13 protein-coding genes and 1 pseudogene are annotated in these 15162 nt (G+C 73.3%); 10 read left to right on the top strand and 4 right to left on the bottom strand.

Annotation, left to right across the window (positions count from 1 at the left end; translation table 11 throughout):
* The first annotated feature begins 8 nt into the window (after positions 1–8).
* The 6 genes and pseudogenes from HW837_RS35875 to HW837_RS35850 all read left to right on the top strand — a co-directional run bounded on the left by HW837_RS35875 (position 9) and on the right by HW837_RS35850 (position 5373).
* The gene (locus HW837_RS35875; protein WP_193380410.1) at positions 9–1430 is read left to right on the top strand and encodes a type III PLP-dependent enzyme domain-containing protein; all 1422 of its coding nucleotides are present in this window, start codon (positions 9–11) and stop codon (positions 1428–1430) included.
* Positions 1431–1814: 384 nt separating this feature from the next.
* Positions 1815–2213 (top strand): hypothetical protein, encoded by a 399-nt coding sequence (locus HW837_RS35870; protein WP_045556318.1) that lies wholly within the window; start codon positions 1815–1817, stop codon positions 2211–2213.
* Between the two features lie 68 nt (positions 2214–2281).
* A pseudogene (locus HW837_RS49070) lies at positions 2282–2968 on the top strand (hypothetical protein); the annotation flags it as partial.
* Between the two features lie 505 nt (positions 2969–3473).
* Positions 3474–4112: a roadblock/LC7 domain-containing protein gene (locus HW837_RS35860; RefSeq protein WP_045556316.1), complete on the top strand. Its 639-nt coding sequence runs from the start codon at positions 3474–3476 to the stop codon at positions 4110–4112.
* A 16-nt stretch (positions 4113–4128) separates the two neighbouring features.
* Complete coding sequence (locus HW837_RS35855) at positions 4129–4503, top strand: roadblock/LC7 domain-containing protein (RefSeq protein ID WP_045556315.1); 375 nt, start codon at positions 4129–4131, stop codon at positions 4501–4503.
* A 144-nt stretch (positions 4504–4647) separates the two neighbouring features.
* Positions 4648–5373: a lipoprotein gene (locus HW837_RS35850; protein WP_193380301.1), complete on the top strand. Its 726-nt coding sequence runs from the start codon at positions 4648–4650 to the stop codon at positions 5371–5373.
* 45 nt (positions 5374–5418) lie between these two features.
* Here HW837_RS35850 and HW837_RS35845 read toward each other — a convergent pair whose 3' ends face one another.
* The 3 genes from HW837_RS35845 to HW837_RS35835 all read right to left on the bottom strand — a co-directional run bounded on the left by HW837_RS35845 (position 5419) and on the right by HW837_RS35835 (position 8736).
* Entirely contained in the window at positions 5419–5988 is a 570-nt protein-coding gene (locus HW837_RS35845; RefSeq protein ID WP_193380302.1) for a hypothetical protein, read from the bottom strand.
* Positions 5989–6169: 181 nt separating this feature from the next.
* Positions 6170–7030, bottom strand: a complete 861-nt coding sequence (locus HW837_RS35840) for a MurR/RpiR family transcriptional regulator (protein WP_093791807.1) — start codon at positions 7028–7030, stop codon at positions 6170–6172.
* Positions 7027–8736 carry an aromatic amino acid ammonia-lyase gene (locus HW837_RS35835; RefSeq protein WP_237270511.1) on the bottom strand — a complete coding sequence of 570 codons (1710 nt, stop codon included), beginning with the start codon at positions 8734–8736 and terminating at the stop codon, positions 7027–7029. The genes HW837_RS35840 and HW837_RS35835 overlap by 4 nt, the downstream gene beginning before the upstream one ends.
* A 178-nt stretch (positions 8737–8914) precedes the next feature.
* Between HW837_RS35835 and HW837_RS35830 the strand changes: the two genes are divergently transcribed.
* A complete protein-coding gene (locus HW837_RS35830; protein ID WP_045556312.1) occupies positions 8915–9364 on the top strand; it encodes a hypothetical protein in 450 nt (149 codons plus the stop codon).
* 373 nt (positions 9365–9737) lie between these two features.
* Here the strand turns inward: HW837_RS35830 and HW837_RS35825 are convergent, their stop codons facing one another.
* On the bottom strand, positions 9738–11129 hold the full coding sequence (locus HW837_RS35825; RefSeq protein ID WP_045556311.1) for a cystathionine beta-synthase: 1392 nt from the start codon (positions 11127–11129) through the stop codon (positions 9738–9740).
* Positions 11130–11287: 158 nt separating this feature from the next.
* Here HW837_RS35825 and HW837_RS35820 point away from each other — a divergent pair, with 158 nt between their 5' ends.
* The 3 genes from HW837_RS35820 (at position 11288) to HW837_RS35810 (ending at position 15056) form a co-directional block, all read left to right on the top strand.
* Entirely contained in the window at positions 11288–12379 is a 1092-nt protein-coding gene (locus HW837_RS35820) for an SGNH/GDSL hydrolase family protein (protein ID WP_177262090.1), read from the top strand.
* A gap of 381 nt (positions 12380–12760) precedes the next feature.
* Positions 12761–13978 (top strand): acetyl-CoA C-acetyltransferase, encoded by a 1218-nt coding sequence (locus HW837_RS35815; RefSeq protein ID WP_045556309.1) that lies wholly within the window; start codon positions 12761–12763, stop codon positions 13976–13978.
* A 295-nt stretch (positions 13979–14273) separates the two neighbouring features.
* Positions 14274–15056 carry a hypothetical protein gene (locus tag HW837_RS35810; RefSeq protein WP_045556441.1) on the top strand — a complete coding sequence of 261 codons (783 nt, stop codon included), beginning with the start codon at positions 14274–14276 and terminating at the stop codon, positions 15054–15056.
* Positions 15057–15162: the final 106 nt, after the last annotated feature.

The following is a 15162-nucleotide window of genomic DNA, read 5'->3' as shown; positions in this document are numbered from 1 at the left end:
GGGAAGAGATGGGAGACGTGACGAACGGGATCGAAGGGGAACGGCCCGGCGCCCCGCAGGACGAGGCGGACGCCGAGCGCACGCTGCGGCTGTTCGACACCGACGGCGAGCGGGCCGCGCGGCGCGACGAGGCCGTGCGGGCGGCGGTGGAGCAGGGGCTGCTGGGGCCCGGCGAGCCGGTCGTCGCGCTGCTCGACGTGACCGGGATCCGGGCATCGGCGGGGGCGCTGCGCAGGGCGTTCGACGCGGTGACGGCGCCGGGGACGCCCGTGCTGCACGCGTTCGCCGTGAAGGCGACACCGCTCGTGCCGGTGCTGCGGCTGCTGCGCGGGGCGGGGATCGGCGCGGAGGTGGCGAGCGCCGGGGAACTGGCCCTGGCGCGGGCGGCCGGGGTGCCGCCGAGGCTGACCGTGCTCGACTCCCCCGCCAAGACCGCGGCCGAGCTGCGGGAGGCGCTGGCGCTGGGCATCGCCGTCAACGCGGACAATCCGCAGGAGCTGGCCCGCATCGACGCGCTCGTCCGGTCGGCCGCCACCCGCTCCCCCATCGGCATCCGGGTGAACCCGCAGGTCGGCGGGGGCGCGATCGACGCGCTGTCCACGGCGACGGCCACCTCGAAGTTCGGGGTGGCGCTCCGGGACGAGGGCGCCCGGGAGTGGGTCGTCCAGGCGTATCTGGACCGGCCCTGGCTGAGCCGGCTGCACGCGCACACCGGGTCGCAGGGCATCCCGCTGTCGCTGATGACGCGGGGGATCACGGAGACGTACGAGCTGGCGGAGGAGATCAACCGGCGGATCGGGCGGCGGCAGATCGACACCATCGACATCGGCGGGGGGCTGCCGGTGAACTTCGCGTCGGAGGCGGCGACACCGACGTACGAGCAGTACGCGCGGCTGCTGGCGGAGGCGGTGCCGGGGCTGTTCGACGGGCGGTACGGGCTGGTGACCGAGTTCGGCAGGTCGCTGCTGGCGAAGCACGGGACGGTCGTGGCGCGGGTGGAGTACACCAAGAGCGCGGGCGGGCGGGCCATCGCCGTCACCCACGCCGGGGTGCAGGTGGCGACCCGGACGGTGTACGCGCCGGGCTCCTGGCCGCTGCGGATCGCCGCGTACGACGCGAAGGGGCGGGTGAAGGAGGGGCCGTTGGTGACGCAGGACGTGGCGGGGCCCGCCTGCTTCGCCGGGGACCTGCTGGCGGAGGGGCGCGCGCTGCCGCTGTTCGAGCCCGGGGACTACGCGGCCGCGCTGGACACCGGCGCGTACTACTTCGCGCACCACTACGCGTACAACTCCCTGCCCCGGCCGGGGATCTACGGGTACGCGCCCGGGGACGGGGGGATGCGGTTCGCGGTGGCGCGGCGCGCGCAGACCGTGGAGGAGCTCGTGGCGGAGGCGGGGGGAGCTGAGCGGGCGGGGTTGTTGGGGCTCTGACGGTCGCCTTCCGGTTCGTGGGGGGCTGTCGTATGGCGGCTACAGCTTGATCGTGGCTGGTCGCGCGGTTCCCCGCGCCCCTCAAGGGGCTTGGTGGCGCCCCACGGTGAATGGCCGCGCCCCTTCCCGCGCCCCTCGCGCCCCCCAGAATGGTCAACGGTCGGCGTCCCGTCCGGGCCCGGCATGCAGGGCAGCCGCATAGGCCCACCTCAGGGCGCTGACGTGCCTCCCCGACCCCAACAGTGGTGAAAAGCAGGCAAGTCGGCCCACCTTAGTGGCCTGTCCGCATGTTCCGCTGGAAAATGCCAGATTCCTCACCCCTCGCGCACACGTTGCGTAGCGTCTGCGTCACTCAGCCGAACCGCAGGCAGGAGGGGAGCCACGGTGCCCGGAATCGACGAGTGTCTGGTGGAGGCCATGAGGCTGCCCGGTGCCCTGGGCGCCGCGGTGGTCGACTGGACCAGCGGACTGGCGCTGGGCACGGTCGGGGAGGCACCCGGCGGTGACCACGAGACGACCGCGGCGGAGGCGGCGGAACTGGCGCGGCTCGCGGCGGAGCACCGGGCGTTCGCGCCGGAGGAGGGTTCCGACTGGTCCGGGGCGGATCTGCCGGTCGAGGACCTGATCGTCAGCAACCGGGACACGTACCACGTGCTGCGGTTCGTGCGGACGACGTTCGACAGCAGCGTGTTCCTGCACCTGTGGCTGACGCGTACGGACGGCAACCTCGCGCTGGCCCGGATCCGGCTCGGCGAGATGGCGGGACGGCTGGTGCTGGCATGAGCGTGATCACCACACCGGCGCCCCCGCTGCCCGTGCGCGGGGAGCACTTCCGGCAGGCCGTCTCGCCGATGCTGACCCGGCTCGCCGCCGAGCGCGCCACCGGCGTCCTGCTGCGCGAGAGCGGGTCGCTGTACCTGTCCGAGGGGAAGGTCGTGCACGCCGAGAGCCCTCGCTCCCCGGGCCTGGACGTACTGCTCGCCACCGGCGGCATCCTGGACTCCGACGGCTGGCGGGAGGCGGTCGACACGGCCGGGGCCGGGCTGCGGGTCGGGCGGTTCCTGGTCGACAGCGGCCGGGTCGCCCGGGGCGCGCTGGAGCTGTGCCACGCGGGGGCCCTCTTCGACGCGGCGTACTTCGTCCTCGGCCCGAGCAGCGCGCCGGCCAGCTTCCGTTACGGGGCCGCGCACTGGCTGGGACCGATCCGGCCGGTGCCGGTGGCCACCGTGGAGCGCGAGGCCCGGCGCCGCCGCGACCTGCTGCACCGCATCTGGCCCGACCCGGCGACGGACGAGGCCCCGCTGGTCAGGGCGGCCGGCCTGGACGCACCGCCGGTCCCGGCCCGGCAGGGAGCCGTACTGGGCCAGGTCAACGGCCTCCGTACGGCCGCCGAGATCTCGCTGACCCTGGGCCGCCCCGCCTTCCACACCCTGGTCGACGTGCGAAGACTGGCGGCGGCCGGCCTCATATCCACGGCCCGGCGCAGTCCGGTCCCGTCCCCATCGGCCCCCACGGGTCTGGTCCCGTCCCCACCGGTCCCCACGGGTTCGGTTCCGTCCCCACCGGTCCCCCCAGGGCCGGTGGGGACCCGGCCGGGCGACGCCCCCGCCACCCCACGGGGTCACGCCCCCGCCACCCACCCGGGCCTCCCCTCTCCACCCGGCCCGAACCGAACCGGCCCGAGCCACCTCACCCCGGTCGCCGCGCACCACCTCGCACCGGCCGACCCCAGCCGCATCGCAGCGGCCGACCCGGGGCCCTTCATACAGGCCGACCCGGCTCACCTCGCACCGGCCGACCCGCACCACCTCACCGCGTCCGACACCGGCTCCGGGCCGTCGGCCGGGCTCTCGGTCGGGTCCACCGCCGGGCTCGCGGCCGGGCCCGTCGCCGGGATGACGGCCGGCGTCGAGGCAGCACACCCCACCCCACCTTGGCCACTCACCACCCCCGACCCCGACGTGGCTCTACTGCAAAGGCTCAGGGATGCGCTGGAGGCCCTTTGAGCGGCAGCGGGAGCGTCCCGCCGAGAGGAGACTGCTCATGGCCGCGGAGGCCGAAGTCCTCGACGAACTGCACCGGTTGAGGGCCCGAGTACCTCAGTTGACCGGCGCGCTGGCGGCCAGTGTGGACGGGCTGGTCCTCGCCCACGACACCCCCGGTGTGGAACCCGAGGGCCTGGCGGCGCTCACCGCGGCCGCGCTCGGTGTCGCCGTGCGGATGACGGACGCCGCCGGCCGGGGCGAGCTCCGCGAACTGCTGCTGCGCGGCGACCACGGCTATGTGGCGACGTACGCGGCGGGTTCCTCCGCCGTGCTGACGCTGCTGGCCCAGGACCGGGTCAACGTGGGCCGGCTGCACCTGGAGGGCCGCCGCGCGGGCGGCCGGATCGGCGAACTGATGGACGCCCTGCCCCGGCCCGACGACAGCGCCGCGGCGGGCGCCCGGGCGGCCGCCAGGAACCCGGCCCGCTCGGTGGCCAGGACCACGAACGGGACCCAGAACGGCACTCCGAACGGCACTGCGGACGGCACTGCGAACGGCGCCCCTGCCGCGACCGAGCCCCAGACACCGGCCAAGGCCACGGTCAGGTCGACCATGCCCCGCCGGACCCCCCGCGCCACCACCCCACGACCCACCCCCCGAACCACTCCCAACGCACCTACCACCAGTGAGAGCTGAAAGGACACCGCACACCATGACCAACACCGAGACCGCGCTGAAAGAGGCCCTCGCGTCCATCGAGGGCGCGACCGGCGCCGCCCTCGTCGACTACACCAGCGGCATGGCACTGGGCACGATCGGCGGCAGCAAGGGGTTCGACCTCACCGTCGCCGCCGCCGGGAACACGGACGTCGTCCGCGCCAAGCTGCGCACCATGGAGCACCTCGGTCTCAAGGGCGAGATCGAGGACATCCTGATCACCCTGACCGACGCGTACCACCTGATCCGCCTGATCACCGGGCGCGGCGGCAACGGTCTCTTCCTCTACCTGGTGCTCGACGCCAAACGGGCCAACCTGGCGATGGCCAGGCACCAGTTGAAGCGGATCGAGGCGGAGCTGGAGGTCTGACCACCCTGACACGACGGCTCCGGCGGCGCCCCCCACCCGGGGAGCGCCGCCCGCGCGCGCCTCGGCTACCGTGTCCGACTCGAACAACAAGTCGAACGGCGAGGGTCGGACGGCAAGGGTCGAACGACACAGGGGAGGGTGACCGTGGGAAGAGCGGTACGGGGGACGGTGCTGGCGCAACTGGCGCTGCTGGCAGGGGTCCTGACGGGGTGCTCGGAGTCGTCGGGGGACGGAGACACGAAGCCCTCGGCGAGCAGCACCGAGGCGGCGACCGCCGACGCGAAGGACACCGCGGAGGAGTCCGGGGAGGACTCCGCCGTAGACGCCGCGAAGAGCGGCGGCAGTGTCGGCGCGGCCGGTTCCGCCTGCGAACTCCCGGTCACCTTCGACACGGCCGAGAAGTGGAAGGCGGTGGCCGTCGAGTCCGGCTCGCCCGCCGACGGCGGCTCCGAGGAGGACGAGCTCGCGGCCGAGCTGGCCGAGGGGCTGCTGCGGCAGGGCCCGTTCACCGCCGCGTGCGAGATCGACGCCAAGCCGGCCGGGAACATCGGCTTCATCCGGGTCTGGACCGGCGAGAAGGGCGCCGCGGAGGGTGACGCGGAGGCGCTGCTCAAGGAGTTCGTGGCGGCCGAGGGGAACACGAGCGAGGCCAAGTACAGCGCGTTCACCTCGGACTCCGACGTCTCCGGCACCGAGGTCGCGTACCTCTACACCAGCGAGGCCCTGGAGGAGACCAAGAAGGAGCGGGCCTTCGTCGCGGTCACCCCGAAGGGGCCCGTCGTCGTCCATCTCGGCAGCCTGGACACCCAGGAGCACGAGGAGATGCTCCCGGCGTACGAACTGGCCAAGCGCACGCTGAACAGGGCCTGACACCAGCTGACTCCGACCCGGCGGAGGAACCGGTGGGCGACGGGGCTACGCCCGCCGTCCGCCTCCGGGCGCCGCGTCGCCGGCTCCGATGCCCGTGAGCCGGTACTCGGGCACCCGCCTGCCCGTGGGGCGGCCGGCCCGCCGGGAGAGCCGGTCCACGGGGACCCAGAAGAGGTGCCCGGCGTCGAGTTCGCGGCGGCCGAGCCAGCTCGCCTTCAGACGGAGGCCGGTGCCGAGGCCGGCGAGGAGCATCCCGCCCGCCGCGGGCAGCGCGAAGGACGAGCCCAGGGCGGCCACGAAGCCGAACAGCAGCCACCAGCGGTGACCCCGGCGCCAGGCGCGCAGGGTCACGGCACGGTCCTGGAGGACATCGTGCTTACCGGCGCGCACGGCTCCGCGCACCGGCGTGAGATACCGGCCGCGCCCCGCCCACGCCACCACGGCCGCCGCGACGATGAACAGCACCGCCCCCGCCAGCACCCCGATCCGCCGCCCGGTCAGCCCCGACGGCACCACACCGACCCCGGCCGCGACGACTCCCAGCCACCACGACGGCGCCGCCCCGGCCCGCACCACGACGGCCACCCGAGCCAGCCCCTGCCCTCCGCGCGCCACGCTCCCCGCCTTCCGTCATCACCGGTCGTACGACAGTCGCGGGCACGGTAACCAGAAAACGTGAAACGCGCCTGAGAATCGCGGATCCCCGCGGACCGGCCCCGGCACTCTCCCCGTCCGGCACGGCCACCGGGCCCCTCCACGAGGGCTACCCGACGACAACTCGACGACAACTCGACGACTACTCGACGAACAGTCCCCTGGTCGCGGCCTTCGCGTCGAACTCCTCCAGCCGCGCCTGGGCCTCCGGCAGGTCGTCGCACATGGCCTCCAGGAGCACCCGGCCCAGCAGCATCGGGGCGCACGCCGTGTCGAAGGCGAGCCCGGTCCCGACGGCGGCCGGCAGCAGCAGGTCGGAGACCTTGGCCACGGGCGCGAACGCGGAGTCGGCGACCGTGACGACGAAGAGCCCCGCCTCCTTGGCGTACGCCAGGGCCTCGACGACCTCGCGGGGGTGGCGCGGCAGCGCGAAGCAGAGCAGCGCGGTCGCGCCCCCGCGCACGGCCGCGTCGATGCGGTCGTGGAGCATGCTGCCGCCCTCGTGCAGCAGCCGTACGTCGGGGTGGACCTTGGCGGCGAAGTAGGCGAACCCGTACGCCTGGGAGGCCGCGGCCCGCAGTCCGAGCACCGGCAGCGGCCGGGACGCGGCCAGCAGCCGCCCGGCCCGCGCCACCGGGGCGGGGTCGGCGAGCACCTCGGCCAGGTGCCGCAGGTTCTCGATCTCGGCCTCGACGGCCTGCTGGTACTCGTTGTAGGCGGTGGTGTCCGGGGCCGGCTCGGCGGGCCCGACGTCGCGCAGATGCCGGCGCAGCGCCGGGTAGCCGTCGAAGCCGAGCGCCACCGCGAACCGTGTCACGGACGGCTGGCTCACCCCGGCCAGCTCCGCCAGCTCCACGCTCGACAGGAACGGCACGTCGGCCGCCCGCCGCACCATGCTGTGGGCGATGCGCCGCTGGGTGGGCGTCAGCCGGTGCCCCTCGAAGAGCGTCTGCAGCCGCGCGGCGGGACTGTCCGTCACGCCCGGGCCGTTGTCCGCGCTCATGACGCGCTCCCCCTCAGTGGATCCGCCTGGACGTCCGTCCAGATCTCGGTGAACCGATCGAGCAGTACGGCCGCCGCGCTCACGTCCTCGGTCAGCGGCCGGTCGGCCGGGTCCGGGTCGAGCACGGCCTCGGCCAGTTCCAGTGCGCGCCCGACGGGCAGTTCCGGATCCGGCCGCAGGTCCCGCTGGCGCAACGCCCGTACCGCGGCGACGAGTTCGCAGCCGACGACGAGCCGGTACGCGCGGCACGCCCGCAGCGTCTGCCGGGCGGCGAGCGAGGCGAAGCTGGCCTGTTCCTCGACGCCCCGGGAGAGTACAGCGTGGCCGAGCGACGCGGGCGCGGAGAAGGCCCGCAGGTCACCGAGGGCGGCTCCGGCGGCGTACTCCAGGATCATCACGCCCGAGGAGGCGGGCTCGTGGTCGGCGAGGAAGGGCCGCAGCCGGGTGTACGCGGGCTCGTTGAGCGAGGAGAGCCGGGAGGTCGACAGCCGGGCCACCTGGGTGGTGGCGAGGCGGAAGTGGTCCAGGGCGAGGGCCAGTTGGGCCTGGTAGAAGCCGCCGTGGTGGTAGGCGGCCATGTCCTCCGGGACGATCAGCGGGTTCTCCGCCGCCGCGTTGATCTCGATCTCCAGGACGCCCTCCAGCGCGTCCGCCGCGTCCAGGGCGGGCCCGTGGATCTGCGGCAGGCACCGGAAGCCGTACGGGTCCTGGATGCGCCCCAGCGGGGGTGTGGGCCGGTCGGCCGCCCCGATCAGCTCCCGCATGCGCCGGGCCACCTCGCGCGACCCCCGGTGGGCGCGCGCACCGTGCACGGGCGCCGCGTACGCCTCGTGCGAGCCGTCCACGGCGAGCAGCGAGAGCGCGGCGACGACCTGTGTGGCGGCGATCAGCCCCCGCAACTCGTGCAGCGCGAGCGCGGCCTGTCCGAGGGTGAGCGCGTTGCTGCTGATCAGCGCGAGGGCGTCGTTGTTGTCGAGCGCCTGCGCCGCGGGAACACCGAAGCCCGCCCCGCTGCCGGGACCGGACCCGCCCCCTGACCCGCCCCCGGGTCCGTCCGCGAACCCGGACCCCGCCCCCGGCACCCGCCAGGGGTGCTCCCCGGCCAGCGCGAGCCCCACCTGGGCCAGCGCCGCGATGTCGCCCGTCCCCACCGAGCCGAACTCGTTGACCACGGGGTGCGCCCCGCTCTCCAGCGCCGCGCAGAGCGCGGTGACCACGGTCGGCCGGAGCCCCGCGCCGCCCGCGAGCAGCTGGTTGGCGCGGACGGCGAGCATGGCCCGTACCTGACGGGCGGGCAGCTCCTCCCCGATGGCCCCGGCGTGACTGCGCAGCAGACGCAGGCCGTGCCCGGCGGCCGCCTCGGTGGGCACGTCCTCGGAGCGGTTGGCGCCGACGCCGGTGGAACGGCCGTACACCCGTCCGGCCGCAGCGATCAGCCGGGCGGCCTCCCAGGACTCCTCGACCCGCCGCACGGCCTCCCCGTCGGCCACCGGCCGTACGACACCGTCGGCGAGCCGGACGACATCGGCGACCCCGAGCGCCCGCCCGTCGAGCACGACGAGCCCGGCGGGTACGACAAGCCCGGCGGACACGGTCGCCGCAGCCGTCGCGGTCGCCGCAGTGGTCGCAGCCGTCGCGGTCGCCGCAGTCGCCACAGTCCGCGCGGCGGCACGGGCGTCCGGCGCGCCCATGATCGGTGAGGACATCGACCACACCACCTCCTCGGCCCCGACGGACACCACATATTCAGTCACCGAGAACTCTGCATGAGCCTATGCAGGCCGGGCAAGGGCTTCCCGGCGGGAAACGGCAGGGGGAGCCGGTGCGCCGACTGGGGGGCTAACCCCAGTGCCAGGCGGCTTCCGGCTCCCTACCGTGAGAGGCATGACCGGTATGGATGCCCGTGACACACAGCTCGGGGACACCGAGCTGAAGAAGGAACTCGCCGCCACCCTGAACGCCCGCAGAGATCTGGGCGAGGACTACGAGTCCGCGCTCGTCGACTCGTTCCTGGAGAAGGTGGACCAGCGCATCGACACCGTGGTGGACCGCCGGGTCCGGCGTCAGGTCGCCGAGCAGCAGATGGTGGTGGCCCGAGGCAGCCGCTCCCCCGACAGGTCCAGCGACACCTGGGGCGAACGCTACGGCTTCGGCGTGGTCTCCCTCGTCGTGGCCATCCCCCTGTCCGGCATCGGCGCCGGGGAGGCCGGACTCTCCGGCCTGCTCGTCACCTGGGCGGGCATCGTCGGCGTGAACGTGGCCTGGGCACTGCGCAACTCCCCGACTCTGGGCCGCCGCCGGGGCGCGAAAGGGGAGTCGGAGTGGGAAGAGTGACCCGGAGAGATATGCGCGGGGACCGCCGCACCCCCGTGTGACGGGGGGCGGGACGACGGCGGTCCCCGCGAGGGACGCGGGCCGGGTCGGAACCGGGCTGGCGCGTCCTTGGCGTCCATGGAGGTCCGGGAGCCGCTCCGGAGGTCCTTGGCGCCGTTTCGCCGTCGGCCGGAGCGGGGAGCCGCTCCCGCCCTGCCGACACCCACCAATGTGCCGGACCCGTGTTAAGCGAGTGCTGCGCGGACGTGACGCGCTCGTACCACTTCTGCGAAGTCAAACCCCCGACTCGGGCAGATTTTCGACGAAGAAGGGCGCTTGCCGGGATTTTTCTCCCGAATCAGGCACCCCTCCCGTCGCACCGCACGGGCCACTCCTACTTGGCGCCGCCCTTGGCGAGGAACGCGAGCAGGTCCTGCCGGCTGACCACACCGGTCGGCTTGCCCTCGACGAGCACGATGGCCGCGTCCGCCGAGCCGAGCACGGTCATCAGGTCACCGACGGGCTCACCGGAGCCGACCTGCGGCAGCGGCGCGGACATGTGCTTCTCCAGCGGGTCGTCCAGCGAGGCGCGCTGGGCGAAGAGGGCGTCCAGCAGTTCGCGCTCGACGACGGACCCGACCACCTCGGCGGCCATGACGTCCGGGTGACCGGCGCCCGGCTTCACGATCGGCATCTGCGAGACGCCGTACTCGCGCAGCACCTCGATCGCCTGGCCGACCGTCTCGTCCGGGTGCATGTGGACGAGGGACGGGATGGCCCCGTGCTCCTTGTGGCTGAGGACGGCGCCGACCCGCGCGCTCGGGCCCTCGTCCTCCAGGAAGCCGTAGTCGGCCATCCACTCGTCGTTGAAGATCTTGCTGAGGTAGCCGCGCCCGCTGTCGGGCAGCAGGACGACCACGATGTCGTCCGGGCCGAGCCGCTCGGCGACCCTCAGGGCGGCGACGACGGCCATGCCGCAGGAGCCGCCGACCAGCAGGCCCTCCTCCTTGGCCAGCCGACGGGTCATCTGGAAGGAGTCCTTGTCGGACACGGCGACGATCTCGTCGGCGACGGTCCGGTCGTAAGCGGTCGGCCAGAAGTCCTCGCCGACGCCCTCGACCAGGTACGGCCGCCCGGAACCGCCGGAGTAGACGGACCCCTCGGGGTCGGCGCCGATCACCTGGACGCGACCGTCACTGGCGTCCTTCAGGTACCGGCCGGTGCCGGAGATGGTGCCGCCGGTGCCCACACCGGCCACGAAGTGGGTGATCCGCCCCTCCGTCTGCTCCCACAGCTCAGGGCCGGTCGAGTGGTAGTGGGAGAGCGGATTGTTGGGGTTGGAGTACTGGTCCGGCTTCCAGGCGCCGGGCGTCTCGCGGACCAGCCGGTCGGACACGTTGTAGTACGAGTCGGGGTGCTCGGGGTCGACCGCCGTGGGGCAGACGACGACCTCGGCCCCGTACGCCCTGAGCACGTTGATCTTGTCGGTGCTCACCTTGTCGGGGCACACGAAGATGCACTTGTAGCCCTTCTGCTGGGCGACGATGGCGAGCCCCACACCGGTGTTTCCGCTGGTGGGCTCGACGATCGTGCCGCCGGGCTTGAGCTCCCCGCTCTTCTCCGCCGCCTCGATCATGCGCAGCGCGATGCGGTCCTTCACGGAACCGCCGGGATTGAAGTACTCGACCTTGGCCAGGACGGTCGCCTGGATGCCCTCGGTCACGCTGTTGAGCCTCAGCAGCGGGGTGTTGCCGACGAGGCTGATCATCGAGTCGTGGATTTGCACCGTTGTCTCCGGAGCCGCAAAAGGGATGGTCGTAATGTCCAGCCAGCCTAAGCCCCGTCCTCACTGTTCTCCTCCCTGTTCACCTTCCGCCGGGATTGGCCGAGGGCCGCTACGGGGCAAGGAGTGGGTGTACGGGTACGAGGAGGTGGCGGCGACGCATGACGAGCATGTCCAGAGCAAGGGTGGCCCGCCGCATCGCGGCGGGCGCGGCGTACGGCGGTGGCGGCATCGGTCTGCTGGGTGCGGCGGCCGTGGGCGTGGTGCTGGCCGAGGTGCGGATGGCCAAGCGCGTCGTGGGCAACGGGCACAGCCCGCACCCGCCGAGCGCGGAGGGCGTGTACGGCCACACGCACGGCAGCCGGTACGGGCGCGCGTACGGCTACGGCTCGTACGGCAGTTCGTACGACGCCCCTGACGATCCCCCGCTCCGCCTCGTCATGCTCGGTGACTCCACCGCCGCCGGCCAGGGCGTCCACCGGTCCCGGCAGACCCCGGGCGCGCTGATCGCCTCGGGGCTCGCCGCGGTCGCCGAGCGCCCGGTGCTATTGCGCAACGTAGCGCTGCCGGGTGCCCAGTCGGACGACCTCGACCGGCAGGTGGCCGTGGTCCTGGAGGACCCGGCCCAGGTCCCCGACGTCTGCGTGATCATGATCGGCGCGAACGACGTGACCCACCGGATGCCGCCGACCCGCTCGGTCCGCCACCTCTCCGCGGCCGTACGGCGGCTGCGGACCGCCGGGGCCGAGGTGGTGGTGGGCACCTGTCCCGACCTCGGCACGATCGAGCTCGTGCAGCAGCCGTTGCGCTGGCTCGCCCGCCGGGCCTCGCGGCAGCTGGCGGCCGCCCAGACGATCGGCACCGTCGAGCAGGGCGGCCGCACCGTGTCGCTGGGCGACCTTCTCGGCCCCGAGTTCGAACAGAATCCCCGGGAGCTGTTCGGCCCCGACAACTACCACCCCTCCGCCGAGGGCTACGCGACCGCGGCGATGGCCCTCCTGCCGACGGTCTGCGCGGCGCTGGGCCTGTGGCCGGCGGACGAGGAGCGGCCGGACGTCAGCCGCCGCGAGGGCTTCCTGCCGGTGGCCCGCGCGGCCGCGGAGGCCGCGTCGGAGGCGGGTACGGAGGTGACCGCGGCGATGCCGACGGGGCCGCGGGGGCCGTGGGCTCTGCTCAAGCGGCGGCGCCGGCGGAGGGTACCGGCGACGGACCCCGCGCCGACCGCTGCCGCGGAGGCGCAGCCGGGCGCCTAGTGGCTCGGGGGTGACTGTCTCGTGGGCGGGTGCGGGTGGTTCGTGGTTGCTCGCGCAGTTCCCCGCGCCCCTGAAAAGCAGGGGCTACGCCCCGTGCTTTTCAGGCCCGCCCAGCCGTGGTCTTTCCAGGCCCGCCCGGCCGTGGTCTTTTTCAGGCCCGCAGGGGCCTGGTCTTTTAGGGGCGCGGGGAACTGCGCGAGAAGCCCCACCGGGCCGCGGCCGCCAACGCGACCCCACCCCCGAGTCACTGGGCGCCCGCCCAAAAAGCAAGCGCTTAGAAAAGTGCGGTCGGAGTCACACCCTCATGCCCGTGACCCGGACCATACGTACGGGTAACTTCCCCCACAGCCCTGCTTTCCGTCGCATGCCAATGGAGCCGTGATGCCCGAAGCCGTGATCGTCTCAGCCGCCCGCTCCCCCATCGGCCGCGCTTTCAAGGGCTCGCTGAAGGACCTGCGCCCCGACGACCTGACCACCACCATCGTCGCGGCCGCCCTCGCGAAGGTCCCGGAGCTGGACCCGAGGGACATCGACGACCTGATGCTCGGCTGCGGCCTCCCCGGCGGCGAGCAGGGCCACAACCTGGGCCGGATCGTGGCCGTACAGCTGGGCATGGACCACCTGCCGGGCTGCACGGTCACCCGTTACTGTTCCTCCTCGCTCCAGACCTCCCGCATGGCCCTGCACGCCATCAAGGCCGGCGAGGGCGACGTCTTCATCTCCGCCGGCGTCGAGGTCGTCAGCAGCAGCGCGCGCGGCACCAGCGACATCCACACCGCCCGTAACCCGCTCTTCGCCGAGGCCGAGGCCCGCACGGAGACGGTCTCCAAGTCGGTCGGCGCCTCCTGGCACGACCCGCGCGAGGACGGTCTGCTCCCCGACCCGTACATCGCGATGGGGCAGACCGCCGAGAACCTGGCCCGTCAGTGGGGCGTGACCCGGCAGGACATGGACGAGTTCGGCGTCCGCTCGCAGAACCTCGCCGAGGAGGCCATCGGCAAGGGCTTCTGGGAGCGCGAGATCACCCCGGTGACGCTGCCCGACGGCACGGTCGTCAGCAAGGACGACGGCCCGCGCGCCGGCGTCACCCTGGAGGCCGTGCAGGGCCTGAAGCCGGTCTTCCGCGAGGACGGCCTGGTCACGGCCGGCAACTGCTGCCCGCTGAACGACGGCGCCGCCGCCCTGGTGATCATGTCCGACACCAAGGCACGGGACCTCGGGCTCACCCCGCTCGCCCGGATCGTCTCCACCGGCGTCTCCGGCCTCTCCCCCGAGATCATGGGCTACGGCCCGGTGGAGGCGTCGAAGCAGGCCCTGTCCCGCGCGGGCCTCACCGTCGACGACATCGACCTGTTCGAGATCAACGAGGCCTTCGCCGCCCAGGTGATCCCCTCCTACCGCGACCTCGGCATCCCGCTGGACAAGCTGAACGTGAACGGCGGCGCCATCGCCGTCGGCCACCCCTTCGGCATGACCGGCGCCCGCATCACCGGCACGCTCATCAACTCCCTCCAGTTCCACGACAAGCAGTTCGGCCTGGAGACGATGTGCGTCGGCGGCGGCCAGGGCATGGCGATGGTCATCGAGCGCCTCAGCTGACCGACCACCCTCGCGCGGAGCCGTGACCGCACGGACGCGCACCGTGATGCTGTGGCCCGGAGTCCCGGAATCCGTGGGACTCCGGGCCGTTTTGTGATCCAATCTCCCCCAGGATGTGACCTATCTCCCCCCGGAGAGCGATTTACGCAGCTCAGAGCCGTTTCACCACCAAACATCGGGGCAAGATTTCTGCCCGTTTCGTGACGTTACGCACTGACAGCTGGTTAGTCCGCCCTTCAAGCTGATGTAGGAAGTCGGGGGTCGACTTTGAACCGGGAGTACGTCAGTGAGCGCCATGCCGATCGCCTTGCTGCTCACCACGGCCGCCACCGCCGCCGTGGGCGTCGCCGTCCTGCGCACCCTCGTGGGTCTGCGCCGACAGGTCGCTGCCTTGCGCACCGAGCTGGCCGAGAGCCGGGCCGCCGGGCCGCGCGCCCTGGTGCCGGCCGCCCGTCCGGCAGCCGACACGGAGGAGATACGCGCCGCCGTCGCCGAGGCCCTGGCCGAGGAGCGGGAGCGTGAGCTCGCCGAGGCCCGGGCCTTCTGGGCCGCCCAGGAGTCCCGCGACGTGACCGACACGCCGCCGCTGCTGGGGCTGCCCGAGAGTGACCTGTTCCTGCCCCGGCAGTCCGACTTCGCGGGCCTGGAACACCTGGAGCCGGTGATCGAGCCCGGTCTGGAGAGCGACGAGTTCGCCGGGGACTCCGCCGAGCTGGCCGCGGCCCGCCGCCGCCACCCCTCGCACCCCGATTTCGTGCCGGTGCAGTCACCTGTCACCAACGACCACGAGCGTACGGTCGCCTGCCTGGAGGACCTCGCCGCGTCCCGCACGGAACTGGCCGACGTCCGCCCGGGCCCCCTGGGCACCCTCGACGTCTACGTCTTCGCCGACGGCACCACCCTGTGCATGACCCCCGGCCACCGCGAAACCGCAGAGCGCCTCGCGACCGCCCTCCAGAGCGGCGACGTCCCCGTTCTTCTCGGCGGCTCGGGCATCTCGGGTGCCTACACGCTCACCTTCGAGTGCGGCGACGACATGGTCTACATACTGGCGGACCGGGTCATCGCGTCCCTGTAGGCCGAGCCGCGCCCTGAAGGGGCGCGGGGAACTGCGCGAGAAGCCCCACCGGGCCCGCACCCGCCCGTCGAACGCGCGCCCCCTCCCCCTGGGCGTCGGCACACCC

This window comes from Streptomyces caniscabiei, assembly GCF_014930365.1.
Taxonomy (GTDB): Bacteria; Actinomycetota; Actinomycetes; order Streptomycetales; family Streptomycetaceae; genus Streptomyces; species Streptomyces caniscabiei.
Note: the sequence above shows the minus strand (reverse complement) of the source record. Positions and strands in the feature narration are given on the sequence as shown.

What these genes read in the sequence shown, in the direction of transcription:
- HW837_RS35875 (WP_193380410.1), top strand. Translation starts at nt 9, where the DNA reads ATGGGAGACGTGACGAACGGGATCGAAGGGGAACGGCCCGGCGCCCCG.
- HW837_RS35810 (WP_045556441.1), top strand. Translation starts at nt 14,274, where the DNA reads ATGCCGATCGCCTTGCTGCTCACCACGGCCGCCACCGCCGCCGTGGGC.
- HW837_RS35835 (WP_237270511.1), bottom strand. Translation starts at nt 8,736, where the DNA reads ATGTCCTCACCGATCATGGGCGCGCCGGACGCCCGTGCCGCCGCGCGG.
- HW837_RS35820 (WP_177262090.1), top strand. Translation starts at nt 11,288, where the DNA reads ATGACGAGCATGTCCAGAGCAAGGGTGGCCCGCCGCATCGCGGCGGGC.
- HW837_RS35830 (WP_045556312.1), top strand. Translation starts at nt 8,915, where the DNA reads ATGACCGGTATGGATGCCCGTGACACACAGCTCGGGGACACCGAGCTG.
- HW837_RS35815 (WP_045556309.1), top strand. Translation starts at nt 12,761, where the DNA reads ATGCCCGAAGCCGTGATCGTCTCAGCCGCCCGCTCCCCCATCGGCCGC.
- HW837_RS35860 (WP_045556316.1), top strand. Translation starts at nt 3,474, where the DNA reads ATGGCCGCGGAGGCCGAAGTCCTCGACGAACTGCACCGGTTGAGGGCC.
- HW837_RS35855 (WP_045556315.1), top strand. Translation starts at nt 4,129, where the DNA reads ATGACCAACACCGAGACCGCGCTGAAAGAGGCCCTCGCGTCCATCGAG.
- HW837_RS35840 (WP_093791807.1), bottom strand. Translation starts at nt 7,030, where the DNA reads ATGAGCGCGGACAACGGCCCGGGCGTGACGGACAGTCCCGCCGCGCGG.